Raw genomic sequence first — 25,800 nt, 5'->3', positions numbered from 1 at the left:
ACTCTAATCCTCCTTCAATACAGCATCTATATAAATAGATGGATCATTTAAAAGTTTTGCGGCATCGTCCATGAATGGTGTAATCCATTCAGAGCCAACACCATATGCTACGGTAATGAGCACTAAAAGGACAGTAGGTACAAACAGTGTATGATAGACTTTTTTATCGACTGTACCCTTTGTTTCCTTTTCTTCACCCCAGAAGGCATAAAGGAAAATACGAATAACAGACAATAAAACGAGAAGTGATGAAGCTAAAATAAATATACTACTCCACATACTACCTGCCTCAAAACCACCCTGGACAATCAAGAGTTTTCCGACAAAGCCACTAAGTGGGGGAATTCCTGCTAAACCCAATGCAGCAATTAAATAGCACCAACCAAGAGCAGGATAGTTCTTCATAAGACCGCCCATTTTTCGTAAATCAGATGTGCCGGTAATGTAGATGATAATACCGATCAACATAAAGAGTGCTGCTTTAATAAGCATGTCATGAATTAAATAAAACATTGCCCCCTTTAGAGCAACCTCATTCATTTGAGATACACCGAATAAAATAACACCTACAGCAATGACGATGTTATAAATAATGATGAGCTTAACATCATAATAGGCAAGTGCGCCAATACAGCCTGCAATAATTGTTGCAATGGCTAATGCCATTAGTAAATCATGTGTATACGATAAATCATGAACAAAGAACAATGTATACGTTCGAGTAATCGCGTAAATACCGACCTTTGTTAGTAGTGCACCAAATAACGTTAACACGGGTATAGGTGCTGCCGCATAAGATGTTGGAAGCCAGAAGTATAGCGGGAAAATAGCCGCTTTTAACCCAAATACCATTAAAAATAGTACAGCTATAACAGTAATAATGCCTGGTTGATCGATTTCAGCAATTTTTACTGCAATATCTGCCATGTTTAATGTACCTACTACAGAGTAAAGGAGGGCAACTGTAATAACGAATAATGCAGATGAAATAACATTGATTAAAATATATTTAATGGAACCTTTAAGCTGCCCTTTTTCGCCACCGAGAACGATGAGTAAATACGAGGCCATTAACAATACTTCGAAGAACACGAAAAGGTTAAAAATATCACCTGTCGTAAATGCCCCATTAACCCCAGTTAAAATAAACATGATTCCAGGGTAATAAAAGAAGCGTTCACGTTCCTTTGTGATGGAACCAAAGCCATACCAAACAACAAAGAAGGTGATAAGCAACGTTGTTGTGACAAGTAATGCAGACACCATATCTGAAACCATCGTAATGCCATATGGCACAGGCCAATCCCCGAATGTCACCTTTTGAATACCATCATTTTTCACCTTTATTAGCAGTGAAATGGCTGATATAAGTGCAAGTCCTATACCAAGTAATGCGAATGAACGCTGATATTTTAAATTCTTTTGCCCAAACATTAAAATCATGCCGAAGAAGAACGGAATGATAATTGGTAGTAGAAGGAAGTTATTCATCCTCATCACTTCCTCTCATTAAACTTATATCATCTGTCTCGAGCTCCTGATAAGAACGGTAAGCAAGTACAAGGAAGAACGCTGTTACCCCAAAGCTAATAACAATGGCTGTTAAAATTAGCGCCTGTGGTAAAGGGTCTGCAAATGTTTTCGCCCCTTCTTTTAAAACAGGGGGTGCTTCACCGCCAAGTCCACCCATCGTTAAAATGAGAAGGTGGGCACCATGACTTAAAAGACCTGTCCCAATAATAATGCGCAATAAGCTTTTAGATAAGATTAAATAAACCGCTGCCATAAACAGAAAGCCGATGACAAACGCCATAATTATTTCCATTATTCATCCTCCCCAATTGTTTGAATAATGGTCATCGTAACGCCGACAACAACCAAATAGACACCGCTATCAAAAAGCATCGCCGTGTGTAATGACTGTTTGCCTAGAAGCGGTAAATCGAAATAATCAAAGAAATGTGTAAAAAACGGTTTGCCCAAAAACATAGGGAAAGCGGCCGTTGCAAAGGCTAGTAGTAAGCCAATTGCTGTTAAATACGTATAATTTATTGGTAATACCTTACGAACCGTATTTAAATCAAAGGCAAGGACTAAGAGCACAATGGCACTCGATGTTAACAATCCACCTACAAAGCCGCCCCCAGGAGTATAATGTCCAGCAAGAAAAATATGAATGGAGAAGAAGAAAATAATGAAGAATACAATTTTTGCTGTAAATTGTATAATTACATCATTTGTTTTCATGTGATTTCTCCTTTCTATTCATGCGTAGCTTGATCATTGCTAAAATGGCCATCCCAGCAATAGCTAACACTGTAATTTCAAATAATGTATCAAAGCCACGATAGTCTACTAAGATAACATTGACAATGTTTCCACCGCCGGCTTTTGAATAAACTGTTTCCTCGTAATACTTCGAAATAGATGGAATCAATTTTTGTGATTGTGCAGACAGCGCTACAAGAGTAACCATAACACCGACTGCAATTGAAACAATCGCGCGATTTAATTGGAATCTCATGCGTTCTTCTCGTTTACCAAGCTTAGGCAGATGATAAAACGCTAGTAAAAATAGTGCTACAGAAATCGTCTCAATGACAAGTTGTGTTAATGCTAAATCAGGAGCATTAAAAATAACGAAGAATAATGCCACTGTGTAGCCGACAGCGCCAAGACCTATAATGGCTGTTAAACGTGACTTTGCCAAAATTGTAATGGACGTTCCAATGACTAAAACTACAACTAAAATGATTTCGTAAGGACGAATAGGTGCAGTGTCTTGGAAGGAGACTGTAAAAGCATTTTTCACAAATAAAGAACCTATAACAATTGCTGCAATGCTACTAAACATATATAGCAGGTAGTGACGCATAGAGCCTGTCATATAAAGACGTGATACACGATTTAACCCAACATCTAGTCCGAGCATAATTTTGTCGTACGCATTATTTAATGTCAAAGCTCGTGGGAATTTTTCATAGATGTTCTGCCATTTCGGTAATGCTACAAACAAGAGAAACCCAATAATTACTATGCCAATTGTCATGAGTAATTCAGGTGTGATTTCACCATGCCAAGCAGACACATGAATATCAATATCCTTTGGTGAATCATATAAGAATGGTTGAATAGCTTGTACTGCTGGCTTTACAAAAGTATCACCAACAAAGTTTGGAATAAAGAATATTGTTACGACTAATGCTGCTAAAATCATTGGCGAAATTAGCATGCCAATTGGTGCCTCATGTGGTTTATGAGGTAATTTCTCTGGTGTATATTTACCAGTAAATGTTCTAAAGACAAAATAGAAACTATAGATAAATGTGAAAATACTAGCAACCCAAGCGATAATAGGGAAGAGTGCTCCCCACGTATCAAAGCCGAAAAATTCGAAATTTTGAAGTGCAAGCATGGCAGTTAAAAACATTTCCTTACTTAAGAAGCCATTAAATGGTGGTAGACCAGCCATTGATAAGCTTCCGATTGCTGCGACTGTGAAACTAAGCGGCATAATACTCATTAAACCACCGAGTTTACGAATATCACGCGTACCTGTTTCATGATCGACAATACCGGCAATCATAAATAAGCTACCTTTAAACGTCGCATGGTTTATAAGGTGGAAAATCGCCGCAAAAGCAGCAAATTTAATAGAATCTGTTGCTCCATTGCCATGAAACGCTACGGCACTAGCTCCAAGCAATGACATAATAAGTCCAAGCTGACTCACGGTAGAGAATGCAAGAATTCCTTTTAAATCTGTTTGTTTCACTGCAAAGAAAGATCCCCAGAATAAAGTTAAGATACCAACGCCTGTAACAAGCCATATCCAAAGTTCAGAAACAGCAAAAATCGGTGTAAAACGTGCAACTAAATAAATACCTGCTTTTACCATTGTTGCGGAGTGAAGGTATGCACTAACTGGTGTTGGCGCTTCCATTGCATCTGGTAGCCAAATGTAGAATGGGAATTGTGCGGATTTCGTAAAGGCACCTAGAAGTATTAAAACGAGCGACCATGTGAATAACGGATCCTGCACTAAATTAGGTGCCATGACAATAAGTTCACGGATTGAATACGTTTCTCCCATTAAATAAAGAAGGACAAATCCTCCCAACATCATTAAGCCGCCACCGACCGTAATCATCATAGACTTAAGTGCACCAAGGCGAGAGGCATCACGGTTATACCAGTAACCGATTAGTAAAAATGATGAAATAGATGTTAGCTCCCAGAAAAAGTACAAAGTAATTAAATGATCCGACTGAACTACTCCAAGCATCGCGGTCATAAATAATAATAAATAAACATAAAAATTATGTAATTTTTCTTTATGTTTGTCTAAATAAAAAATCGAGTAAAGTACGACCAATGAACCAATTCCAGTAATTAGTAATGAGAATAGCAAGCTAAGTCCATCTATATAAGAAACGATGGAAATATCGAGCGATGGAATCCAAGGAAGCTCTTCAAGAAATACTTCACCATCTGCTACTTTTGGGATATAAGAGGCGTAAATAATCGCAAGTGTAGCAGGTACTGCAAGAACAAACCAGCCTGTATGAATATTTTTAATGCTTTTATATAAAAATGGCACAAATATTGCGGCAAGCATTGGAATGAAAATATAAAGTACTTGTAACAAAAAAATCCTCCTTTATGCAGGTAGTATGTCAATTATAACGTACTTTTTGTATGAATGCATATGCACTAATAGGATTTAACTTGCGATAGTGGAAGAAATTTGGCTATATTATAAATAGGAAGTTATCAATAGAATCAGAGGAAAAAAAATTTTATGAAGAACCCTTATATTTATGGTTATTTACCATTAATTACAATTTTGTTATTCAGTTTAACATTTGGGATGTATGCTGTAAGTGAATCGTTGCAAATTTTTCAAGCAATTGGCGTATATTCTGGCATGCGTGAATTTTTATCCGATTTCGAACTACGTGTTTTTTTGCTTATTGTCTTTGCTGTCATCTTTTTTATGCTATTTTCAGCACTAAAATTAGTAGGGGAAACTATTCACGAGCTGGGAATGTTATTTTTCTCAAAAGACAATGAAGGTGCGACAGTTCATCAAGCACGAGGCGGTTACATAATTTTAGTTGTCGGTGCAATATGCTCAGCCTTTGCTATTCAATTTATCTATATTTTAATAGGGATATTTGTCTTAACTGTCTTTATTTATTTTATTTATCTTATTTATAAAATGAGCCACTTTATGTCTATGAGTGGAACGATTGGGTTACTAGTTTTTGAGCTTTTTACTTGGACAATATTATTATCACTTTTAGTTTACGTCGTTTTAAAATTGTATAATGGCATTTTGGCGAGTTTACCGTTTGCTAATTAAATAGCAACTTAAACAATGAAAGGAGCGGCCCTAGAGTGATGGATGTCACAAAGGGCTGCTCCTTTTAATCGAGAATCTTTATTCTATCAATACATTAAATAGCTGATGATGAATCTTATAAGCTTCTAAGTTTTCCATAGATTGTGGCTTATCATAGCCGAGCCATACTGCTGCTGTATATTCATCATTTAATCCAGCAAGCCAGTAGTCACGATAGTTGTTTGTTGTTCCGGTTTTGGCACCTACATAGTTACTTCTACTATAAACACCTTGTCCTGTACCATTCGCGACAACATCCGCAAGCAATGCACGCATATACTTTACCGTTTTCGGTGACCAAATTTGATCGCGTGCTGTATCCCAGCTGTAAAGCTCCGTTCCATCAGCTGCTGTCACTTTACGGATGCTATGGGCTAGTACATATGAGCCGTCTATAAAGCTCGTATAGGCATCTGCTAGCTCAAGTGCTGTAACACCATATGTTAATCCTCCTAACGAGGCAGCATAGTTATGATCTTTTTCAACGATGGAGCGGAAGTTAAAGCGATCTAAATAACTAAAGGCTGTTTCAATCCCAACTGTGTTAAAGAGACGGAGAGCCGATGTATTATAGCTATATCGAAATGCTGTCCGAATTGATACGTCACCGTACGTAAAGCCTCCATAGTTTTGTGGACAAAATGAACCGACACAATAACTGCCACCACTGACTGTAGAATCTGGTGTGTATGTTGTCGTTTCAAACAAAGGTGCATATACCGCTAGCGGTTTAAAGGCAGAGCCTGGCTGCCTTGTACCTTGAAAGGCTCGGTGAAAATCAAATTTTTCATAGTTTTTCCCCGCATAAAGACTAACGACTTCACGGGACTTATTATCAATAACTGCTCCAGCTGCTTGTAATTTGCCTGAACCTAGAATTGCCGTCATTTTTTTCTCATCATGTGCTTGTTTGTTAGGATCAAGTGCGGTATGAATCGTTAATCCATTTTGAAATAATGTATTAAGTCGCTTGTCTAACTGTGCTTTAATTTTTTTCTTTTCTTCCTCGCTTTGCGTTTTTGCAAGACGATCTGCATAGCCCTCTTTTTCTGCAACTAACCATCTAAGCTCTTGTAGAACGTAAGTGCTATACATAGGATAGTTTTGAACTTTATTCTTTACATTTAACGTGATTGTTTCAGCTTTATATGTAATAGCATCTTCTGTTGTTATAGCCCCACTCGCTGCAAGAGTATCTAATAACCGCTCCTGTCTCGCTTTTGTTTTATCAAAATTTTTTAAAGGGTTATAAAGTGAGGGGTTATTTGGGATGGCAGCAATAAATGCAATTTCAGCAACAGATAATTCTTGGAGTGGTTTCTGAAAGTAATATGTAGCTGCTCCACCGATTCCATAAACTTGATTGCTAAAATAGGATTCATTTAAATACATCGTTAATATCGCGTCTTTATCAAATTCTTTCTCAAGCTCATAGGAATAGAAAAGCTCAGTTAATTTTCGTTCATATGTTTTTTCATCGGATAAATAGCGCATACGAACGAGCTGCTGTGTAATGGTACTACCACCTTGTGAAGAAGAATTTGTGTTTGAGTTGGCAACCATTGCACGAATGATCGCACTGAGGTCAAAGCCGATATGTTCATAAAAATTAGCGTCCTCACTTGCAATAAAAATTTCCTGGGCAATTTGTGGGATTTCTTGTAATGTTAGAGGTTGCCGCCATTCGACATATTCCTCGCTAAATGTTTCCCCGTTTTGGTCAATAAGTATTACTGGAAGCTGTGACTGTACTTCCGGTAAATGAATTGCGTCAACAATTTGCTCCTCATGCGCTTTTGCTGAATTGATCTCTGTCCTAATATGTGTACTAATCCACCAAAGGGCAGGTAAGGATAGTAAAATGATAAAAAAACCACAAGCCTTTTTCATATGTGCCTCCACTCTAAATATGGGTCATTTTACAGAATAACATAATTTGGATAGTTTCCAAATACTCGTTCGGACCTATTTACACTTTATCGAAATTCTTAGATAGCTGTATTAAGAACTGTTGACATGTTTTATTTTTTTAGAGTTGGTTCATTATGGAAAATTGAAGATGGCATTTGACTATGTGTTGATTGGAGTGGAGGCTAGGCGACTCCAGATAAGCGCCCAGTCGGAACGGAAATCAACCCAACGTTATGGTGATGAGCTAAAAAGTTAAAAGTGCATAAATCGTCAATACTTTGGTGAAGAAAACCATTAAGAAGTATGGTAGACTAAAATGAGGTCAGAAATGATATACTACTATCATTTACATGAAAACTGAAATTTTACATTTAAAGGAGAGACTTGAATGTTTCCACAATTAACAACAGAAGTACAAACAGGCGAAGTGCTTGTAGAAATGAAAACAACGTTAGGTGCCATCAAGATTAAATTATTCCCAGAACATGCACCAAAAACTGTTGAAAACTTCTTAGGTCATGCAAAATCAGGTTACTATAACGACATCATTTTCCACCGTGTAATCCAAGACTTTATGATTCAAGGTGGTGACCCAACTGGTACAGGTATGGGCGGCGAATCAATTTGGGGTAACTCTTTCGAAGATGAGTTTTCTGATAATGTATTTAACCTTCGAGGTGCTCTTTCAATGGCAAATGCAGGTCCAAACACAAATGGTTCACAATTCTTTATCGTTCAAATGAAGCACCTTCCAAGTGATATGCTTCGCCAATTACAAGGTGCGGGCTTCCCAGAAGAAATTATTGAAGCCTATGCTCAAAATGGTGGTACACCTTGGTTAGACCATAAACATACAGTATTTGGTCATGTTGTTGAAGGAATGGACATTGTAGACAAAATCGCAGATGTAGAAAAAGACTTCCGTGATAAACCGTTAGAAGATGTGAAAATTGAGTCAATTACAGTTTTTGAATAATAATTGTAAGGACGTGTAAAACATGGAACATTTAATGTATCAATTTTTCTATATCCCAGAAGATAAATCAGGCTATCTTCCTGCAGCTTTTGAATTTTTAATAATGCTTATTTTATGTATTATTGTCTTTATTGCTTTCCGTAAAATTTCTAAAAAACAAGAAATGAAAACAAAGGAAATCGAAGCACGTATTCTAGCTGAGAGAAAAAATACAAACAATCAGCAAAATATTTAAAGTGTAGAAAGCCAGATGCCTCGCAGTCAAAAATGACTGTGAGGTAATTTTTTTAGGATTTCTAACTGTTTTAAAAGTGGTAAAGCAAACGAGTACAAGCGATAAATATCTCTATGAAAACGTCGATATTACTACCTTTTCATTATTTGGGATAACAAACTTTTATTTCTAAACATAAAAAGGATATCTCCGAACAACTCGAGATATCCTGTACAATTTATTGTTATGCCTGTAGTGCTTGCTTAAAGCGTTGAACACCATCTTTAATTGTGTCAAATGAGCAAGCAACATTCATACGCAAGAAGCCGCGGCCTTCTTCGCCATATTTTGTCCCTTGCTCTAATGCAAGTTTGCCATCTTCTAGCAAGCGTTTCATGATTTCCTTTTCGTCAAGTCCTAATTCTCGATAATCAATCCAAAGCAAATAAGTGCCCTGAGGTTTTGTAATATGAATACCAGGTAATTGTTCTAATTCAGCAATGACATAGTCCATATTATTAGAAATATAAGTAAGCATTTCTTCTAACCATGGAGACCCCTCTGTATAAGCAGCCTGAAGTGCAACCGAAGCAAAGGTATTTAAGGAGCCTTGCCCACTAGCCATATTCACTGCCTCTAACAACATACGCTTTTTCTTATCCGTAACAATCATATAGGCAACCTGAATACCAGCTAAATTAAATGTTTTAGTTGGTGCCATGCATGTGACAATACGATCCATTTCATCCCCAGCAATTTTTGCTAGTGGCGTATGTTTTGAGCCATCTAACATCAAATCAGAATGAATTTCATCGGAAATAATGACTACATCATATTTTGCACAAAGGCGCACGATTTCCTTTAAAGTTGCTTCATCCCATACATAGCCCCCTGGATTATGCGGATTACACAATATGTAGGCTTTCACATTTTGAGCAAGTGCCTGTTCAAAAGCTTCAAAGTCATAGACAAATGTTCCGTCTTTTTCGACTAAAGGACAGCTTACTACCTCACGAGCATTACTTTTCGTTATGTTAAAGAATGGCGGATAGACTGGTGTGGAAATAAGTACTTTATCTCCAGGATTTGTCAGCGCTGTGATGCTATTTGCTAAAGCAGCGACAACACCGTTACAGAATAGAATAGATTGGTTTTCAATGTGCCAACCATGTCGAATAAATTGCCAGTCTACAATTGACTGTATGGCTTCCCCGCTTACAAAACTATAACCGAAAACAGTCTTTTCAGCATGCTTTTGTAGCGCCTTTGACACCGCTGCTGGTGCGGAAAAGTCCATATCGGCAATCCACATTGGCAGTATGTCTGATGCATCTTTTAATCCATAGACGTTTTCCATTGCGTCCCATTTTACAGAGTTTGTACAACGACGTTTATTAGTTTGATCGAAAATAGACAAGCAAATCACTCTTTTCTTTTTTTTTTACTATGGTATCATACGAGTATGATAAAAGGATAATAGGTGAGCATTTTGGAAAATATAAAAATGAATCGAGCAGCTGTACATCTGCTAGAGGAGTGGGATCCATTTAACTTAGGTCCAGACCATTATGATACTGAAACGGCAGATGTTGTAGCAGCATTGCAAGGCATTGATGACCCATCCGTTCTTGCAAAGGTTATTCAAGAAACATATGAGCATTCGTTTGAAGAATGGATTCCATTTGAGAATTGTGTAGCCATTTCATACAAACTTATTGCGATAAAATTTGAAGCAAAATGCATTATCTAATTATGCTTTTTGCTTTTCTATAGAAAACGAGGATGTCATTCAATGTTGTGACAACCTCGTTTTTTAGATTCAAATTATTTAAATAACGGTAAAATCCCTTGAATGAAAATAATTAAAATGGCAATCGGAGAAACATAACGAATTGAATAATACCAAATATTGAACATCAGATTTGAGGAGGCAAGCTCCTTACGCGAAATGTCTTTTGTATAATAATAGCCTGCAAAGATGGAAATTAGTAAGGCTCCAATTGGCATACCAATACTATTGGTTAAAAAGTCTACAAAATCAAAAATAGAGCGGTCTAAAATTTTTACATCGGATAGGATGCCGAATGATAGGGCACTTGGAATACCAATGATGAAAATAATGATACCACCGATCCAAGCGATTTTTTTACGCTTTTCAGGCTTATCTCCAATTGCGATTGCCACGACGATTTCTAACATGGAAATCGAAGAAGTTACTGTTGCAAATAGTAGAAGAACAAAGAAAATCGTTAAGAACAGTCCACCAAGAGGTAATTGCTCAAAAACAGCAGGTAAAATAATAAATACGAGGCCAGGACCTTGATCAGGTGTATAGCCGAGTGCGAACACTGCTGGGAAAATTACTAGGCCTGCAAGTAACGAAATGATAATATTCATGGATGCAACATTGATGGCTGAGTTTCCAATTTTTTCGCTTTTGGATAGATAGGAAGAATATGTGATCATTACGGCGATACCGACACTTAACGAGAAGAATGCTTGTCCAAGCGCCTTTAAAAATGTTTCCGCGTTTAAGTATGACCAATCCGGAACGAACATAAATTTGACGCCTTCCATCGCGCCATCCAATGTTAAGGAGCGAATAACTAACACGATGAAGAAGATGAATAAAAGAGGCATCATCCAAGTGCTAGCTTTTTCAATACCACCTTTAATACCTGCTGATACAATCGTTACAGTTAATAACATAAATAACCCTTGTACAAGTACTGCTTCAAGTGGGTTTGAAATGATGTCATTAAACAAATCTGCATAATTAATATTTGAACCAGGATTATTCAGCTGTAATGTAAAGGCACGGCCCAAATAACTTAAAATCCAGCCACCAACAACACTATAGAATGAAAGTATTAGACCGGCAATAATCATGCCACCCCATCCTATCAAGTACCACGGAGTTCCTGGTGCTTGTTCCTTGAACGACGTGACAGCATCTTTTTGCCCACGACGACCAATCATAAATTCTGCAATTAACACCGGCAAGCCGATGAGAAATGTACATAAGATGAATAATAAAATAAAGACACTTCCGCCATTAGTACCCGCCATGTAAGGAAACTTCCATATAGCTCCTAACCCAATAGCACTTCCAGCGGCAGCTAAAATAAACCCAATTTTAGTTGTAAATTGATCTCTTGAAGACACGAAAATAAATCCCCCTTATACTAAAGCTTTATTTTACCGCAATATTTTCATAACACAAGCAAATTTCAGTAAATTAAGTTCGCACATGCAGCAGAGGTTGTTCTAGTAACTTAATATGGTTCTACCGGCGAAATTAGAGGAGTTAGCGGCGGAGTTAGGGGAGTTAGCGGCGGAGTTAGAGGAGTTAGCAACGGAGTTAGAGGAGTTAGCGGCGGAATTAGGGGAGTTAGCGGCGAAGTTAGAGGAGTTAGCGGCGGAATTAGGGGAATTAGCGGCGAAGTTAGGGGAGTTAGCGGCGAAGTTAGGGGGTCTTACCGGTGGAATTCGAGGTTCCAGCGGCGGAGTCTTGGATCTTACCAGCGAAATTTATGGTTCAACTGGTGAATTTGCAAATCTTACCGGCAAAGTATATGGATTTTTAATAATAAGTAAAATATGTAACAATTAGGAGAAATGTTTCGTTTCATGCACAAAGGAGGGATGGCAGTGACAGAAACTGAATTAATCGAACGAGCTCAGCGAGGAGACAAAGACGCTTATATAGAGCTTATCCGAATACATCAACGAACAGTTGAAAAATTTGCCTTTCAATGCGGCGTACATAGTAATGACCTAGCAGACGTTTCACAGGAGGTATTTGTGAAGCTCTACCGTTTTTTACACCAATTTAAGCAAGATCGTTTTACAACATGGCTCTATAAAATCACACTAAATGCCACACGTGATTATTATCGCAAAGAACAACGAGAGCAGGCGAAAGAAGAAAGGCTAAGTGCTCAACAACAAATGCCTTCATCTTCAGCAGAAAAGCATGTCCTTAATTTTGAGGAGGATAGGCTATTACATAATGCCATTCAAGCACTTGATGAAAAATATCGTTACCCGCTCATATTATTTTACTTCCATGAATTAAAGTATGAGGAGATAGCGGAGGTACTAAATATCTCGTTATCAGCTGTCAAAGTTCGTATTTTACGTGCCAAGGAAAAACTCAAAGCAGAGTTAATGCAAGAGGGGAGTGTTAAAAATGGACGATAAACAGTTTGAAAAACGAATGGAGCTTCTAAAAAAATCCTACGATCGGATAGAATCACAGCTAGATCCAGAAGCCATTTTCGCACAAATTGAGGCGGAAAATACAATGCAACAAGCAGAAGAATCCAATACCACTCAAAAGCCTCCCTCAAAATGGCAAAAGCCAGCTGTTTGGATAGCAAGTATCGCAAGTGTACTTTTAGTGGGTGTGCTAGTTTCGTCGTATGTGATTAATCAACCAGAAAGCACAAGTAGTGAAGAAGATGTTTCTCAGGAAGAACTACAGAAAGCTGGAAATCAAAAGTGGGTTGAAAATATCACCAAAAAATATAACAGTAAAAAAGAACAAATAAGAAGAGAGTTAAAAGTTTCTGCTGAGGAGCTAAATTCATTTGAATTTATTAAAAATGCTGACACCATGTTAGACTACTATACAAAAAACAATTTGAGTTTACAATCTAGTGATGACCAGTATTTAAAATATGCTGAAGAAAATGTTCTTAATGAATTAATGACACCAAGAAGAGCGCTAGAAACTATAGGACGGAGACAGTTAACTTTTGATGAATCTTTTGAGGTATACCGCTTATATGAAAAATCTGTATTAGAACTAGAGAACTTTTACAGTAGCCTTCTTGTACAATATGAACCGCTCTTAATGAAGAAAGTAGATATTAATCAATATCCATCAGATTTAAAAGTAATTATTGAAGCTGCGAATAATCAATTTATGGAACTGAAAGTGGACGATAAAGGTTCGTATTATTTTAAAGCCAATCCTATTAATGGTGAATTTGCGCAAGATTCTATGAAACAATTACATCCAGATATTTTTGGTTACTTTGAGTATTTACAAAAGGAACATTTATTATTAGCAGATGATTTAAGATATACACGAGAAGAAACTGCCAAATCCTTGAAAATAATGGAACGTTCACTACTTGCAGATGTGAACGCAGGCTCATCGACTTATAAGGTTTTAAGACAAAGCTTTGAAAATACATGGTTAGTGTTGTTAAAGGGAACAAAACGTTATCCGGCTTTCGCAAAAGATGACAAGCCTCATGAAGATTATGTAGATTTTTTACAAAAAGTAGCAAATGGAAAGTACGGAGAAGTCATGAAAAAAACTGCTGCAACAATTTTAAATGAATTGCAACAGGACAATCGCTCGGATACTTTAACACAGTTATCGACTTACGATATTTGGACAATCATATTGCAGACTAGAGAAGAAACAGCGGGACTTATTAATGATAGTGATTTTAATATCGTATATGTAGATGAATCAGAAATAGAGCAAATAAAGAGAATATATGAACAATGTAAGAAAAGCGACACTGAAACATTTATCAATCAACTACGCCCGTTGAATATGGTTTCTCTATATTTATATGCAGTAACAATTGGAGATGAAAATTTACAAAAAGCTATATTAATGCCTGATACAAAAATTGATACTAGTATGTTAGATAAAGTTAAAAATTTAGATATCTTTAGCCAATTAGGGGAATACGATGGTATTTATCCAATGATTGCGGTTCGTGTTTCTGGAGAGTATCAAAATATATATGGAAGACAATACCTTATTAAATTATCGAAAAATAATGATGGTCATTATCGAATAGCGGGGGTCATTGATTGATAGGATGATTTTTTGCCCGACTTTTACACGTATGTTATAATTTAAGGTGATATATACGTAGCAATCAAAAAGAAAGTGGGCAAGAGGTTATGGTGAAAAAATATGAATTAGGAGACGTGTTGAACGGAAAAGTTACAGGTATTCAGCCGTACGGTGCATTTGTTGCGCTTGATGAAGATACACAAGGCCTTGTGCATATTTCCGAAATAACGTACGGCTTTGTAAAGGATGTTAGTGAGTTTTTATCAGTTGGGCAAGAGGTAGAAGTGAAGATACTTGAAATCGATGAAGAGGCCGAAAAAATTAGTTTATCGATTCGAGCTTTGCAAGAGCGCCCAGCAACATTGCGTAAAAAAGATGCACCACCACGTAAATCATTGCAGGACCGTGTAGATGAATCGGATGCGAATGGTTTTAATTCCCTAAAAGATAAATTACAGGACTGGATCGAGCAGTCAGGACACTAAAGTGAATCTTTTTACGTCTTTCAGCGGAAGTCTCCTACTTCTATAGTTGGTGAGAGGAATTCACTTTCGGTACAGCAAAAATTCCTGCCTGTTAATGCGGGATAAAAAAACGAGGATGCTTTCATATTGAAGGCATCCTCGTTTTTTTATATTCAAAATTACTGATTTTTTATTTTCCGAATTCGGTATTGTAAGTTTTGGCGACTCATGCCAAGTGCGCTAGCAGCCTTTGTAATATTGCCTTCATATAAATTTAAGACATTTTGCACATAATATGATTCGGCTTCACGTAAATAAGCATCGAGCGGCATTACATCATTTTGTTGATGGAACATAAAGAATTCTGGCTCGCGATTGGATTCATCTTGCTGTTGTACCTTGAAGCGGAAATGCAGCGGGAGTAAATCTGAGGTAACTGTTGACTCAGTCGTCATAAACGACACGATTTCATCTAGTAATAGCTCAAGCTCCTTTAAATTCCCTGGCCAATCATATTGCAAGAATAAATCCCGTACATCAGGTGCCAGTTCCGCTACATTTGAAGCAAAGCGTTCTCGATGGCGGCTAAAATAATCCTCTACGAATGGAAGAATATCTTCTTTTCGATCTGTTAAATTTGGGATGGTAATGGCCATTGTTGCAAAGAAATAATACAGTGATTTTGAAAGCTTCTTTTCCGCAATTAATGTAATTGGATCGCTACCAACACTCCCAATGAGCATGTACTTTGACTGTGGAAGGGATTGCAATACTTCTAATAATTGCTCTTGGATATCTAGGCTTAAAAAATCAATGCGTTCAAAGAAAAAAGTGTATGCCTTGTCATCCTGTAAGAGCTCTTGTAATTTATCTAAAACAGATTGTGCAGACCGACGACTCACTAGAGTGACAAATGCTTCAGGATCAGAAGATGCTGCATGGTGAATACTCTCTGCGATTAAATCTTTTCCTGTACCGGATTCACCTATTAGTAAAACAGGTAATTTCACAGCTGCTGCTTTTTTGGCATTTGCGATAACCTGTTGCATCGATTCGGAAACAGAAGTAATGACATCGAATGTTAATGGTTCACCATATCGACGAAGAGGCTGATAAACAAGCTTTTCGAGTGATGTAATGTCACGAGCAAATTCAATTGCTCCAATTAGTTTATTTTCAGTATAAAGTGGGAAAGTATCATTAATCGTTGTAATTTCATGACCATTTTTATTCCAATAGGTTTGTTTAACATTAATTTCTTTTTGACCAGTTTGTAAAACACGCATTAAAGTACTTTCATGCTGGCGGAAAGAAAACATTTCAATAACAGAACGATCTGCTAATTCATCAAAATGAAATCCCTCAATTTCTTTCATCTTTGTATTATAAATAATTGTTTTGCCAGAAAGGTCTACGGCGTGAATACCAACAGTTACATTTGTTGCAATAAACTCATAAAAAGGTAGTAAGGGTTCAGAAATTTTCATAAAATGTGCACCTCAAAAAATTTTTTACTTGAAATATGCAACAGAATTTTGCATTATAATAAGTGTAAGAATATTCTAAACGCAAAAATATTTTGCGTCAATGTTTTTTGCACTCTAAAATACATCTCACTAGGGAGGATAAATTATGATTTCATACAAACACGAACCATTCACGGATTTTACTCAAGAAGCAAACTACAACGCATATGTAGAGGCTTTAAATAAAGTTGAGAGTTATTTAGGTCAAGACTATCCACTTATTATTGGTGGCGAACGTATTACTACAGAAGATAAAATCATTTCATATAACCCTGCAAAGAAAACAGAAGTAATTGGTCGCGTATCAAAAGCAAGTAAAGAGCTAGCTGAAAAAGCGATGCAAGCGGCTGATGAAACATTTAAAACTTGGAAAAAAGTAGATCCAGCTATTCGTGCAGATGTTTTATTTAAAGCAGCAGCGATTATTCGCCGTCGCAAACATGAATTCTCTGCACTTTTAACAAAAGAAGCAGGTAAACCATGGGCTGAAGCTGATGCAGATACTGCAGAAGCAATCGACTTTTTAGAATACTATGGTCGTCAAATGCTACGTATTAAAGACGGTCAACCTGTAGAAAGCCGTCCAGGTGAATACAACCGTTATGACTATATTCCATTAGGGATTGGTATTGTTATTTCACCTTGGAACTTCCCATTCGCAATTATGGCAGGTACAACGGTTGCAGCTTTAGTAACAGGTAACACTGTATTATTAAAACCAGCTTCTACAACTCCAGTAGTTGCTTATAAATTTATCGAAGTATTAGAGCAAGCAGGTCTGCCAGCAGGTGCTGTGAACTTTGTACCGGGTTCTGGTGCAGAAGTTGGTGACTATTTAGTTGATCATCCAAAAACACGTTTCATTAGCTTCACTGGTTCACGTGATGTAGGTTTACGTATTAACCAACGTGCATCTGTATTAAATGATGGTCAAATTTGGATTAAACGTGTAATCGCTGAAATGGGCGGTAAAGATACAATTGTAGTTGATAAAGAAGCAGATTTAGAGCTTGCTGCACAATCTATCGTAAAATCAGCATTCGGCTTCTCAGGTCAAAAATGTTCAGCATGTTCTCGTGCTGTTATCGTTGAAGATGTATATGACACAGTAGTGAATCGCGTAGTGGAGCTTACGAATGCACTAACAGTTGGTGATCCAGCAGACTTCAGCAACTTCATGGCAACAGTTATCGACCAAGCAGCATTCAACAAAATTACAGAATACATTGAAATTGGTAAGGGAGAAGGTCGCCTTGTTGCTGGTGGTACAGCTGATGATTCAGTTGGTTACTTCGTCCAACCAACAGTATTTGCAGACGTAGATCGTAATGCACGTGTTATGAAAGAAGAAATTTTTGGACCAGTTGTAGCTATTACAAAAGCTAAAGATTTCGATGAAGCAATCGATATTGCAAACGATACTGAATACGGTTTAACTGGTGCGGTTATTACAAATAATCGTGTGAATTTAGAAAAAGCACGTGAAGATTTCCATGTAGGTAACTTATACTTCAACCGTGGTTGTACAGGTGCAATCGTAGGTTACCAACCATTTGGTGGCTTCAATATGTCAGGTACAGACTCAAAAGCAGGTGGTCCTGACTATTTACAACTTCACATGCAAGCAAAAACAACTTCAGAAATGCTGTAATGTTTAAGGTCAAGCTTAAGCTTTTCTATAAGTATTAGGATTAAAAAGAATCTGCGAAACTCCTCCTGGGAAAGTATGCCTGGCAAGAACCGCAGTAGCAAACGTCGAGGTGGCTTTACCTAGGGGAAGCGTAGATTCTTATTTTTTCTTTATTCAGAAAATGCTGTCTAGTAAATTAGCTTTTAGTCTTCCATAGATTTTTCATGATGAAAGTAAGGAGAGAATACTATATGACAAAAACACAACAAGTTATTGAACAAACTCAAAATTTTGGTGCTGCAAACTATCACCCACTGCCAATCGTTATTTCAGAGGCTGAGGGTGCTTGGGTAAAAGATCCAGAAGGAAACAAATACTTAGATATGCTATCAGCTTACTCTGCTGTTAATCAGGGACATCGTCATCCTAAAATTATTGCTGCGTTAAAAGAGCAAGCTGATAAAGTAACATTAACTTCTCGTGCGTTTTATAGCGAAAACCTTGGTGAATGGTATGAGCTTGTAGGTAAATTAACGAATAAACAAATGGTATTACCAATGAATACAGGTGCAGAAGCGGTAGAAACTGCATTTAAAGCGGCTCGTCGTTGGGCATATGATGTAAAAGGTGTAGAAGATGGCAAGGCTGAAATCATTGCGTGTAACGGAAACTTCCATGGCCGTACAATGCTTGCTGTATCTTTATCATCTGACGAAGAATATCGTCGTGGCTTCGGTCCGATGTTACCGAATGTTAAGTTAGTGGATTATGGTAACTTAGAAGCATTGAAATCAGCGATTACTCCGAACACTGCAGCGTTTTTAATCGAACCAATCCAAGGTGAAGCGGGTATTGTTATTCCACCAGAAGGCTTCTTAAAAGCAGCTCGCGAATTATGTCGTGAAAACAATGTTTTATTCATTGCAGATGAAATCCAAGCTGGTTTAGCACGTACAGGTAAAATGTTTGCGTGTGACTGGGAAGATGTAGAGCCTGATATGTACATTTTAGGTAAAGCTCTAGGTGGCGGTGTATTCCCAATTTCTTGTGTAGCTGCAAACCGTGACATCTTAGGTGTATTCAATCCAGGTTCACATGGTTCTACATTCGGTGGTAATCCATTAGCATGTGCGGTTTCTATTGCATCACTTAAAGTATTACTAGATGAAAAATTAGCTGAGCGTTCTCAAGAGCTAGGTGAATATTTCAAAGGTAAATTACGCAACATTAATAATCCGGTAATTAAAGAAGTTCGTGGTCGTGGTCTATTCATCGGAATGGAATTAACTGAGGCAGCACGTCCATACTGTGAAAAGCTTAAAGAACTAGGCTTATTATGTAAAGAAACACATGATACAGTCATTCGATTTGCGCCACCACTTGTTATTTCACAAGAAGATTTAGACTGGTCGATTGCTCAAATTGAAAAAGTATTTAATCTTTAACAAAATGTTCACATTTTAATTCGGAAGTATGTTACAATGATGCCGATATACTATCATTAAAAAAAACAAAGAGGCGATTTAATATGTCTGAAAACTTAAACCTATTCACATCAACACAAGATGTCATTCAAGATGCTCTAAATAAACTTGGCTATGACGAAGCAATGTATGAATTGTTAAAAGAACCACTTCGTATGTTACAAGTACGCATCCCAGTGAAAATGGATGATGGTACAACTAAAGTATTTACTGGTTACCGTGCACAACATAATGATGCTGTAGGACCAACTAAAGGTGGGGTACGTTTCCACCCAGCAGTTTCTGAGGAAGAGGTTAAAGCGCTTTCAATGTGGATGACATTGAAATGTGGTATTGTGGATCTACCTTATGGCGGTGGTAAAGGCGGTGTCATCTGTGATCCACGTCAAATGTCTATGGGTGAAATTGAACGATTAAGCCGCGGCTATGTACGTGCAGTTAGTCAAATCGTAGGACCAACAAAAGACATTCCTGCTCCAGACGTATTTACGAATGCGCAAATTATGGCTTGGATGATGGACGAATACAGCCGTATGGATGAATTCAACTCACCAGGTTTCATCACAGGTAAGCCACTAGTGCTTGGTGGTTCTCAAGGTCGTGACCGTGCTACTGCACAAGGTGTAACAATCGTTATCCAAGAAGCAGCGAAAAAACGTGACATTGATCTTAAAGGTGCACGCGTTGTTATTCAAGGCTTTGGTAACGCAGGTAGCTTCCTTGCGAAATTCATGCATGATTTAGGTGCAAAAGTAATCGGTATTTCAGATGCTTATGGTGCACTTCATGATCCAGAAGGTTTAGATATCGAATACTTATTAGATCGTCGTGATAGCTTTGGTACAGTAACAACATTATTTGAAAACACAATTTCAAATAAAGAATTATTAGAGCTTGATTGTGACATTCTAGTGCCTGCTGCTATTGAAAATCAAATTACTGCTGAAAATGCACACAACATTAAAGCAAACATTGTAGTAGAAGCAGCAAATGGTCCAACAACTGCTGAAGCAACTAGAATTTTAACTGAGCGTGGCATTTTACTTGTACCAGACGTATTAGCATCTGCTGGTGGGGTAACAGTTTCTTACTTCGAATGGGTACAAAATAACCAAGGTTATTACTGGACTGAGGAAGAAGTTGAAGAACGTCTATACAAAAAAATGGTTGATGCATTTGAAAACGTTTATACAACAGCAACAACACGTAACATTAACATGCGTTTAGCAGCTTATATGGTAGGTGTTCGTCGTACTGCAGAAGCTTCACGCTTCCGTGGATGGGTTTAATCAAAATATAAATATGAAACGAGTCATTCCTTTAATGGGATGACTCGTTTCGTGTTTTTAAAGACTTAGTGTGTCAATGAAATTAAGGCGTCAAATTAAATAAAGTAGGGCTCTTGAGCAAAAAGAGGGGGTGATTTCCGTTCCGGCTGGGCGCATTCTTGGGAGCGTCTGATGAGCTGCTTCACTCTGATAACATCGAGAAAATCGCTGATACTTTGATGAGCAGTATATGTTTTTACTATTAGAATTTTTAATCGAGTAAAACCAAAACCAGGATTGTTTAAAATGCTATGAGTTGAGAAATAAGCAGAAATAAATGTCCCAGTTCCTGAATAGATTCATAAGATTTATAACGACGACTCGCCAAAATTTAATCTTTGCTTTCCCTAATAGAAATATGAGAAAATCCAACTAGAAAGGGGCGAATTGAATGGATTCATTTACATTTTATAATCCGGTGAAGTTACATTTTGGTGAAGATGCACTGGAAAAGTTACCAAAAGAGATCGCGCAATACGGTAAAAAGGTGTTAGTTGTATATGGTGGAGGTAGCATTAAGAAAAATGGTGTATACAATGCCGTCATCGAAAAGTTACATGAAGCGGATAAAACGATCTTTGAATTGAGTGGTGTCGAGCCAAATCCGCGTGTTGAAACAGCAAGACTTGGTATTGATATTTGTAAGGGAGAAGGAATTGACCTTGTTCTAGCCGTTGGTGGAGGTTCTGTTATTGACTGTTCAAAATTGATCGTTGCTGGTGCAAAATACGATGGCGATGCGTGGGATATTGTGAAACGTAAAGTTTTCGTACAGGACGCTTTACCGCTCGGAACAGTTTTAACGCTTGCTGCAACAGGCTCCGAAATGAACTCTGGCTCTGTTATTACAAACGCAGCTACAGAAGAAAAACTAAGTTGGGGTAGTCCTGCTGCATTCCCGAAATTTTCGATTTTAAATCCAGTGTATACAGTGACAGTACCAAAAGATCATACAGTTTATGGAATCGTTGATATGATGTCACATGTATTTGAACAGTATTTCCATAGTACGACGAATACACCAATTACAGATGAAATGTGTGAAGGTGTTTTACGAACGGTCATTACTACAGCACCTAAATTACTTGGCGATTTGGAGAATATCCAGTTGCGTGAAACAATTTTATTAGCTGGAACAATTGGGTTAAATGGATTCTTATCAATTGGGTCTCGTGGTGATTGGGCGTCACATAATATTGAGCATGCTGTATCTGCAGTTTACGATATTCCTCATGCAGGTGGATTAGCAATTTTACAGCCTCATTGGATGCGTCTAAGTGTATCGGTGAATCCAGAACGTTTTGCAGGCCTTGCAACACGTGTCTTTGGCGTTGATGCGACAGGGAAGTCACCGGAAGAGGTTGCATTTGAGGGGATTGATCGTTTATCTTCAATCTGGACTTCATTAGGAGCTCCAAGTCGCTTTGCAGATTATGATATTGATGATTCGAAATTCGATCAAATTGTAGAACATGCTATGCAAAATGGACCTTTTGGAAACTTCAACAAATTACAAGAAGAAGATGTCCGTACTATTTTGCAAAACTCACTTTAATATTGAATATGGATATGAGGCTACGCATTGTGGTCTCATATTTTTTATTGTCATGTAAGAATCGTGTTTTTGTATGTAATGGAGAGGTTTAAAGGTGGCTTCATTGAAATATGATTAAGTGAAACGAGGGCGTCTACAATTAATTAAAAAAATAGCCAACTGCCTGAAATATGGCAATTAGCTATTTATCCCATTATAGAAAAAATATTATGGATAATAAGGTTGATGTTACTGTTTTAATGTTTAGTTTCTGGTCTTTCACCAACATGCACCCAATCTAATTTCCCGTCATCCTCATCAAATAAAATGGTCACTTTTGATACGCCCTTCTGACTTGAAATGATCTCTGTTAAATGGTCGCGTACGTCATCTAGAAAAGCGAGTGATAGATTAGCGTCAGCTTCAGCAACTAATTCCACATGTAAAAATTCGCCTTCTTTAATAACCTCTAAGCGTACAATATCTTGAATGTTCGGATCATCCATAACAAGATGAGCGATGTGGTTGAGCATTTCTTCGTCTGTTTCACCGATAACGCCACGTGCATTATCAAGGAACACTTTTGCTACTACATAGAACATCATGCAGCCAATTATCATTGAAACTAGTCCTTCTATTCTTGTCCAGCCTGTAAAATGTGCGATTAAAATAGCAGCGAAGGCCAAAACATTACCACCTGTAGCAACTAAGTCTTCCATAAATACTAATTTTGTTGCTGGTTTTGCACGATGTAAATAGCCAAAAGCTTTAGGGATTGCTGATAATATTCCTGCTTTTTCCTGACCAGCTTCATGGAGAATTTCAACTGCAGCTTTAGCAAGAACAGACCCTTCTAAAACAATCCCGATCAATAATACTCCAAGTGCAATGAGCATTCCTTTAGATTCTCCAGCAGGGTGTATAAAATGATGCCAACCTTCTTTTACCGTTTCATAAGAAAGGATGGCTACAATAATAACGGCAAAAAGACAAACTAAATTTACAATTCGGCCAAAGCCTGCAGGGAATTGTTTTGTCGGTGCTTTTTTAGAAAGTGCTGAGCCGATATAAACGAAAAATTGGTTTGCTGCGTCCCCTAGAGAGTGCATCATTTCTGCAAACATGGCAACATTACCTGTAAAGAAAAAGGCAACACCTTTAATAATTCCTAAAAAGGCATTGACAAATGCCGCCATTAGAGAGGGTTTATTACCGTCTTTTAATAGTTTCAATATTTCCGCCACGAAGAATCCTCCAACTAATTTAAAATTTCCATTTCTATTTTTTCTATATAAGGTAGTGCTCGTAATGAACGATAAAATGACAGTAAGTTATCAGAGATAATTAATGATAAACGTAAATCTAATTCATGTAAAACATTATCATTGTTTGGCACATCTTGAATACGGATGTTTTCGATAATAATATTGTTCTCCTTTAGAAATTGCAGAAAGGATTCACTGCTTTTATCATCATTAATCTGAACTTTCAATGATATTTCCCGCATACGAATCCGTTTTGGTCCTATTTTCATAAGAAATGGCGATAAAACCTCAATTCCGAAGACAATGATAATAACAGCTAATGTAGCATCCATATAAAATCCTGCGCCAACAGCAATTCCTATCCCAGCAGCTCCCCAAATCATAGCGGCGGTAGTTAAACCTGAGATACTATCATTTCCGCGTCTTAAAATAACGCCTGCTCCAAGAAATCCTATTCCACTAACAACTTGGGCAGCCAAGCGAAGAGGATCCATTGTAATATTGATGTCAGACCTTGGGGGTGTTGAATAGGCGGTTTCAATCGAAATAATAGTTAATAAACAGCTAAAAGTAGCAATGACTAAGCTTGTTTTTAATCCTACAGGTTTCTTTTTTAATTCCCTTTCAATGCCGATTACTAAACTTAATGTGGCTGCAATAACTAATTTTATGCCAACTTCATATGTAATCATATTTCCAAATAAGGTTTCCATAAGCAACCCTCCACAGATATTTCGTATTGCTAAGAGATATGCAAGGTATCATTATTATATGTACATTACTTTTTTGTATTGTACATCACGATCGGAATGATGTATAAGTATTTTTTAACTTCTTTTAGCCATAAGTCACTCACCTCTAAAGGTAGTAAGATGAATGTGGGTTTAAGTGAGTGTTCAGTGGGTGTCCAAACATTCACTGAGAGCAGTTAAAGCCTCGGGCGATTCCGGACGCAATTATGCGGAGGCATAATTGATTGGAGGTTGGATTTTATGGAGAAACCCAAAATTCATCCATACATCCCTATTTTTATTGGCGTTGTCTCGGTATCCTTATCTGCTATATTAGTAAAATTAGCAAATGCAGAAGCAGGGGTTATTGCGTTTTACCGTATGTTGTTTTCGGTCTTAATAATGGCTCCTCTGTTTTTTTGGAAATACACTAACGAGGTAAAACAATTAAGAATACGTGATTGGCTATTTTCTTCAATTGCAGGCATATTTTTAGCTTTTCATTTTATATTGTGGTTTGAATCACTTAATTACACTTCTGTAGCAAGTTCTACAGTTTTGGTTACGCTTCAGCCATTGTTTGCGTTTATAGGTACGTATTTTTTCTTTAAAGAGAAGATTACTGTAAAAACTATTATTGCAGGAGCAATTTCTATAATCGGAAGTGTTTTAATTAGTTGGGGAGATTTTAAAGTTAGTGGAACTGCATTTTATGGAGATATGCTTGCTTTGATTGCGTGCGTACTTGTTACAGCCTACTTTTTATTTGGACAGGATGTACGTAAAAGGTTATCTCTTGTGACTTACACGATGATTGTTTATGTTGTTAGTACAATTACGTTATTTATCTATGTTCTTATTAAAGGTGAATCATTCGGCCCTTATTCTATTATGGACTGGATATGGTTTGTTTTATTAGCGATAGTTCCTAATTTATTTGGTCATACACTATTTAATTGGTCCATCAAATACGTTAGTACAAATGTAGTTTCGATTGCGATGTTATTTGAACCGATTGGTGCGGCCATTTTAGCTCTAGTAATTTTTAAAGAGTATTTAATAAACACACAAATTATTGGTGGATTAATTGTTATAGTAGGAATTCTATTGTTTATAGTTGATGAGAAAAAGATTTTTAAGTTTTTTTCTAAAAAAGCTTGATTTTTAAAATGCTATATTATATATTATTACTTGTCCTTAACAAGAAGGACGACTTGATAAAAAAGATTTTAAAAAAAGTTGTTGACTTCTTGTTGAATACAAGTTATGATAATAAAGTCGCTGAAAACAAACGGTGACAAAATGAACCTTGAAAACTGAACAAGCAAAACGTAATCAATAAAGTTTTAAGTAACTAACCTTGAGTTAGTGAACGAAATAAAATTTTGGACATCAAACATGATGCCAGCAAAACAATTTGAGCTAATCAAATTTCTTTTTATGGAGAGTTTGATCCTGGCTCAGGACGAACGCTGGCGGCGTGCCTAATACATGCAAGTCGAGCGA

23 protein-coding genes and 1 rRNA gene are annotated in these 25,800 nt (G+C 37.2%); 14 read left to right on the top strand and 10 right to left on the bottom strand.

Annotation, left to right across the window (positions count from 1 at the left end):
• Window positions 1-3: 3 nt before the first annotated feature.
• The 4 genes from BFJ97_RS14130 to BFJ97_RS14115 are packed head-to-tail and all read right to left on the bottom strand — an operon-like array spanning window position 4 to window position 4,648.
• On the bottom strand, window positions 4-1,491 hold the full coding sequence (locus BFJ97_RS14130; RefSeq protein WP_068985295.1) for a Na+/H+ antiporter subunit D: 1,488 nt from the start codon (window positions 1,489-1,491) through the stop codon (window positions 4-6).
• Window positions 1,484-1,825 carry a Na(+)/H(+) antiporter subunit C gene (locus BFJ97_RS14125; RefSeq protein WP_053593262.1) on the bottom strand — a complete coding sequence of 114 codons (342 nt, stop codon included), beginning with the start codon at window positions 1,823-1,825 and terminating at the stop codon, window positions 1,484-1,486. Before BFJ97_RS14125 ends, BFJ97_RS14130 begins: the two co-directional genes overlap by 8 nt.
• Window positions 1,825-2,247: a Na(+)/H(+) antiporter subunit B gene (locus BFJ97_RS14120; RefSeq protein WP_068985294.1), complete on the bottom strand. Its 423-nt coding sequence runs from the start codon at window positions 2,245-2,247 to the stop codon at window positions 1,825-1,827. Before BFJ97_RS14120 ends, BFJ97_RS14125 begins: the two co-directional genes overlap by 1 nt.
• Window positions 2,234-4,648, bottom strand: a complete 2,415-nt coding sequence (locus tag BFJ97_RS14115) for a Na+/H+ antiporter subunit A (protein WP_083227048.1) — start codon at window positions 4,646-4,648, stop codon at window positions 2,234-2,236. The genes BFJ97_RS14120 and BFJ97_RS14115 overlap by 14 nt, the downstream gene beginning before the upstream one ends.
• A gap of 153 nt (window positions 4,649-4,801) precedes the next feature.
• Between BFJ97_RS14115 and BFJ97_RS14110 the strand changes: the two genes are divergently transcribed.
• The gene (locus BFJ97_RS14110; RefSeq protein WP_068985293.1) at window positions 4,802-5,365 is read left to right on the top strand and encodes a DUF5366 family protein; all 564 of its coding nucleotides are present in this window, start codon (window positions 4,802-4,804) and stop codon (window positions 5,363-5,365) included.
• A gap of 78 nt (window positions 5,366-5,443) precedes the next feature.
• On the opposite strand, the gene BFJ97_RS14105 is transcribed toward BFJ97_RS14110, so the two are convergent.
• The gene (locus tag BFJ97_RS14105; RefSeq protein ID WP_068985292.1) at window positions 5,444-7,294 is read right to left on the bottom strand and encodes a transglycosylase domain-containing protein; all 1,851 of its coding nucleotides are present in this window, start codon (window positions 7,292-7,294) and stop codon (window positions 5,444-5,446) included.
• Window positions 7,295-7,703: 409 nt separating this feature from the next.
• On the opposite strand from BFJ97_RS14105, the gene BFJ97_RS14100 reads away from it, so the two are divergent.
• Both BFJ97_RS14100 and BFJ97_RS14095 read left to right on the top strand, forming a co-directional pair.
• Window positions 7,704-8,291 carry a peptidylprolyl isomerase gene (locus tag BFJ97_RS14100; protein ID WP_068985291.1) on the top strand — a complete coding sequence of 196 codons (588 nt, stop codon included), beginning with the start codon at window positions 7,704-7,706 and terminating at the stop codon, window positions 8,289-8,291.
• 22 nt (window positions 8,292-8,313) lie between these two features.
• Window positions 8,314-8,526, top strand: coding sequence for a hypothetical protein (locus BFJ97_RS14095; RefSeq protein WP_068985290.1), 213 nt, complete (start codon window positions 8,314-8,316; stop codon window positions 8,524-8,526).
• A gap of 223 nt (window positions 8,527-8,749) precedes the next feature.
• Here the strand turns inward: BFJ97_RS14095 and BFJ97_RS14090 are convergent, their stop codons facing one another.
• Window positions 8,750-9,922 carry a MalY/PatB family protein gene (locus BFJ97_RS14090; protein WP_068985289.1) on the bottom strand — a complete coding sequence of 391 codons (1,173 nt, stop codon included), beginning with the start codon at window positions 9,920-9,922 and terminating at the stop codon, window positions 8,750-8,752.
• Between the two features lie 72 nt (window positions 9,923-9,994).
• Between BFJ97_RS14090 and BFJ97_RS14085 the strand changes: the two genes are divergently transcribed.
• Entirely contained in the window at window positions 9,995-10,255 is a 261-nt protein-coding gene (locus BFJ97_RS14085; protein ID WP_083227047.1) for a DUF1871 family protein, read from the top strand.
• Between the two features lie 74 nt (window positions 10,256-10,329).
• Here the strand turns inward: BFJ97_RS14085 and BFJ97_RS14080 are convergent, their stop codons facing one another.
• Complete coding sequence (locus BFJ97_RS14080) at window positions 10,330-11,670, bottom strand: sodium-dependent transporter (RefSeq protein ID WP_068985287.1); 1,341 nt, start codon at window positions 11,668-11,670, stop codon at window positions 10,330-10,332.
• A 115-nt stretch (window positions 11,671-11,785) separates the two neighbouring features.
• Between BFJ97_RS14080 and BFJ97_RS14075 the strand changes: the two genes are divergently transcribed.
• The 4 genes from BFJ97_RS14075 to yugI all read left to right on the top strand — a co-directional run bounded on the left by BFJ97_RS14075 (window position 11,786) and on the right by yugI (window position 14,817).
• Entirely contained in the window at window positions 11,786-12,118 is a 333-nt protein-coding gene (locus tag BFJ97_RS14075) for a hypothetical protein (protein ID WP_068985286.1), read from the top strand.
• Window positions 12,119-12,156: 38 nt separating this feature from the next.
• A complete protein-coding gene (locus tag BFJ97_RS14070; protein ID WP_068985285.1) occupies window positions 12,157-12,708 on the top strand; it encodes an RNA polymerase sigma factor in 552 nt (183 codons plus the stop codon).
• Window positions 12,698-14,350: a hypothetical protein gene (locus tag BFJ97_RS14065; RefSeq protein WP_068985284.1), complete on the top strand. Its 1,653-nt coding sequence runs from the start codon at window positions 12,698-12,700 to the stop codon at window positions 14,348-14,350. The genes BFJ97_RS14070 and BFJ97_RS14065 overlap by 11 nt, the downstream gene beginning before the upstream one ends.
• 89 nt (window positions 14,351-14,439) lie before the next feature.
• Window positions 14,440-14,817, top strand: a complete 378-nt coding sequence (yugI, locus tag BFJ97_RS14060; protein ID WP_068985283.1) for a S1 domain-containing post-transcriptional regulator GSP13 — start codon at window positions 14,440-14,442, stop codon at window positions 14,815-14,817.
• A 158-nt stretch (window positions 14,818-14,975) separates the two neighbouring features.
• On the opposite strand, the gene BFJ97_RS14055 is transcribed toward yugI, so the two are convergent.
• Window positions 14,976-16,283, bottom strand: coding sequence for a sigma 54-interacting transcriptional regulator (locus tag BFJ97_RS14055; protein WP_068985282.1), 1,308 nt, complete (start codon window positions 16,281-16,283; stop codon window positions 14,976-14,978).
• A gap of 145 nt (window positions 16,284-16,428) precedes the next feature.
• On the opposite strand from BFJ97_RS14055, the gene pruA reads away from it, so the two are divergent.
• From pruA to BFJ97_RS14035, 4 genes are all read left to right on the top strand, one after another.
• Window positions 16,429-17,973, top strand: coding sequence for an L-glutamate gamma-semialdehyde dehydrogenase (gene pruA / locus BFJ97_RS14050; RefSeq protein WP_068985281.1), 1,545 nt, complete (start codon window positions 16,429-16,431; stop codon window positions 17,971-17,973).
• Between the two features lie 230 nt (window positions 17,974-18,203).
• Complete coding sequence (locus BFJ97_RS14045; protein ID WP_068985280.1) at window positions 18,204-19,397, top strand: ornithine--oxo-acid transaminase; 1,194 nt, start codon at window positions 18,204-18,206, stop codon at window positions 19,395-19,397.
• 83 nt (window positions 19,398-19,480) lie between these two features.
• The gene (locus BFJ97_RS14040; RefSeq protein WP_068985279.1) at window positions 19,481-20,725 is read left to right on the top strand and encodes a Glu/Leu/Phe/Val family dehydrogenase; all 1,245 of its coding nucleotides are present in this window, start codon (window positions 19,481-19,483) and stop codon (window positions 20,723-20,725) included.
• A 430-nt stretch (window positions 20,726-21,155) separates the two neighbouring features.
• Window positions 21,156-22,319: an iron-containing alcohol dehydrogenase gene (locus BFJ97_RS14035; RefSeq protein WP_068985278.1), complete on the top strand. Its 1,164-nt coding sequence runs from the start codon at window positions 21,156-21,158 to the stop codon at window positions 22,317-22,319.
• A gap of 236 nt (window positions 22,320-22,555) precedes the next feature.
• On the opposite strand, the gene BFJ97_RS14030 is transcribed toward BFJ97_RS14035, so the two are convergent.
• Window positions 22,556-23,542, bottom strand: a complete 987-nt coding sequence (locus BFJ97_RS14030) for a cation diffusion facilitator family transporter (protein ID WP_068985277.1) — start codon at window positions 23,540-23,542, stop codon at window positions 22,556-22,558.
• 14 nt (window positions 23,543-23,556) lie between these two features.
• The gene (locus BFJ97_RS14025) at window positions 23,557-24,276 is read right to left on the bottom strand and encodes an MgtC/SapB family protein (protein ID WP_068985276.1); all 720 of its coding nucleotides are present in this window, start codon (window positions 24,274-24,276) and stop codon (window positions 23,557-23,559) included.
• 279 nt (window positions 24,277-24,555) lie between these two features.
• Between BFJ97_RS14025 and BFJ97_RS14020 the strand changes: the two genes are divergently transcribed.
• A complete protein-coding gene (locus BFJ97_RS14020; RefSeq protein ID WP_068985275.1) occupies window positions 24,556-25,455 on the top strand; it encodes a DMT family transporter in 900 nt (299 codons plus the stop codon).
• 276 nt (window positions 25,456-25,731) lie between these two features.
• Window positions 25,732-25,800: ribosomal RNA gene (locus tag BFJ97_RS14015) — 16S ribosomal RNA — on the top strand; the annotation flags it as partial.

This window comes from Lysinibacillus xylanilyticus (assembly GCF_001708185.1).
Lineage (GTDB): Bacteria > Bacillota > Bacilli > Bacillales_A > Planococcaceae > Lysinibacillus > Lysinibacillus xylanilyticus_A.
Note: the sequence above shows the minus strand (reverse complement) of the source record. Positions and strands in the feature narration are given on the sequence as shown.

Coding starts and splice junctions, on each gene's coding strand:
- BFJ97_RS14130 (WP_068985295.1), bottom strand. CDS start 1,491: ATGAATAACTTCCTTCTACTACCAATTATCATTCCGTTCTTCTTCGGC.
- BFJ97_RS14125 (WP_053593262.1), bottom strand. CDS start 1,825: ATGGAAATAATTATGGCGTTTGTCATCGGCTTTCTGTTTATGGCAGCG.
- BFJ97_RS14120 (WP_068985294.1), bottom strand. CDS start 2,247: ATGAAAACAAATGATGTAATTATACAATTTACAGCAAAAATTGTATTC.
- BFJ97_RS14110 (WP_068985293.1), top strand. CDS start 4,802: ATGAAGAACCCTTATATTTATGGTTATTTACCATTAATTACAATTTTG.
- BFJ97_RS14105 (WP_068985292.1), bottom strand. CDS start 7,294: ATGAAAAAGGCTTGTGGTTTTTTTATCATTTTACTATCCTTACCTGCC.
- BFJ97_RS14100 (WP_068985291.1), top strand. CDS start 7,704: ATGTTTCCACAATTAACAACAGAAGTACAAACAGGCGAAGTGCTTGTA.
- BFJ97_RS14095 (WP_068985290.1), top strand. CDS start 8,314: ATGGAACATTTAATGTATCAATTTTTCTATATCCCAGAAGATAAATCA.
- BFJ97_RS14075 (WP_068985286.1), top strand. CDS start 11,786: ATGGTTCTACCGGCGAAATTAGAGGAGTTAGCGGCGGAGTTAGGGGAG.
- BFJ97_RS14065 (WP_068985284.1), top strand. CDS start 12,698: ATGGACGATAAACAGTTTGAAAAACGAATGGAGCTTCTAAAAAAATCC.
- yugI (WP_068985283.1), top strand. CDS start 14,440: ATGGTGAAAAAATATGAATTAGGAGACGTGTTGAACGGAAAAGTTACA.
- BFJ97_RS14055 (WP_068985282.1), bottom strand. CDS start 16,283: ATGAAAATTTCTGAACCCTTACTACCTTTTTATGAGTTTATTGCAACA.
- pruA (WP_068985281.1), top strand. CDS start 16,429: ATGATTTCATACAAACACGAACCATTCACGGATTTTACTCAAGAAGCA.
- BFJ97_RS14045 (WP_068985280.1), top strand. CDS start 18,204: ATGACAAAAACACAACAAGTTATTGAACAAACTCAAAATTTTGGTGCT.
- BFJ97_RS14040 (WP_068985279.1), top strand. CDS start 19,481: ATGTCTGAAAACTTAAACCTATTCACATCAACACAAGATGTCATTCAA.
- BFJ97_RS14035 (WP_068985278.1), top strand. CDS start 21,156: ATGGATTCATTTACATTTTATAATCCGGTGAAGTTACATTTTGGTGAA.
- BFJ97_RS14025 (WP_068985276.1), bottom strand. CDS start 24,276: ATGGAAACCTTATTTGGAAATATGATTACATATGAAGTTGGCATAAAA.
- BFJ97_RS14020 (WP_068985275.1), top strand. CDS start 24,556: ATGGAGAAACCCAAAATTCATCCATACATCCCTATTTTTATTGGCGTT.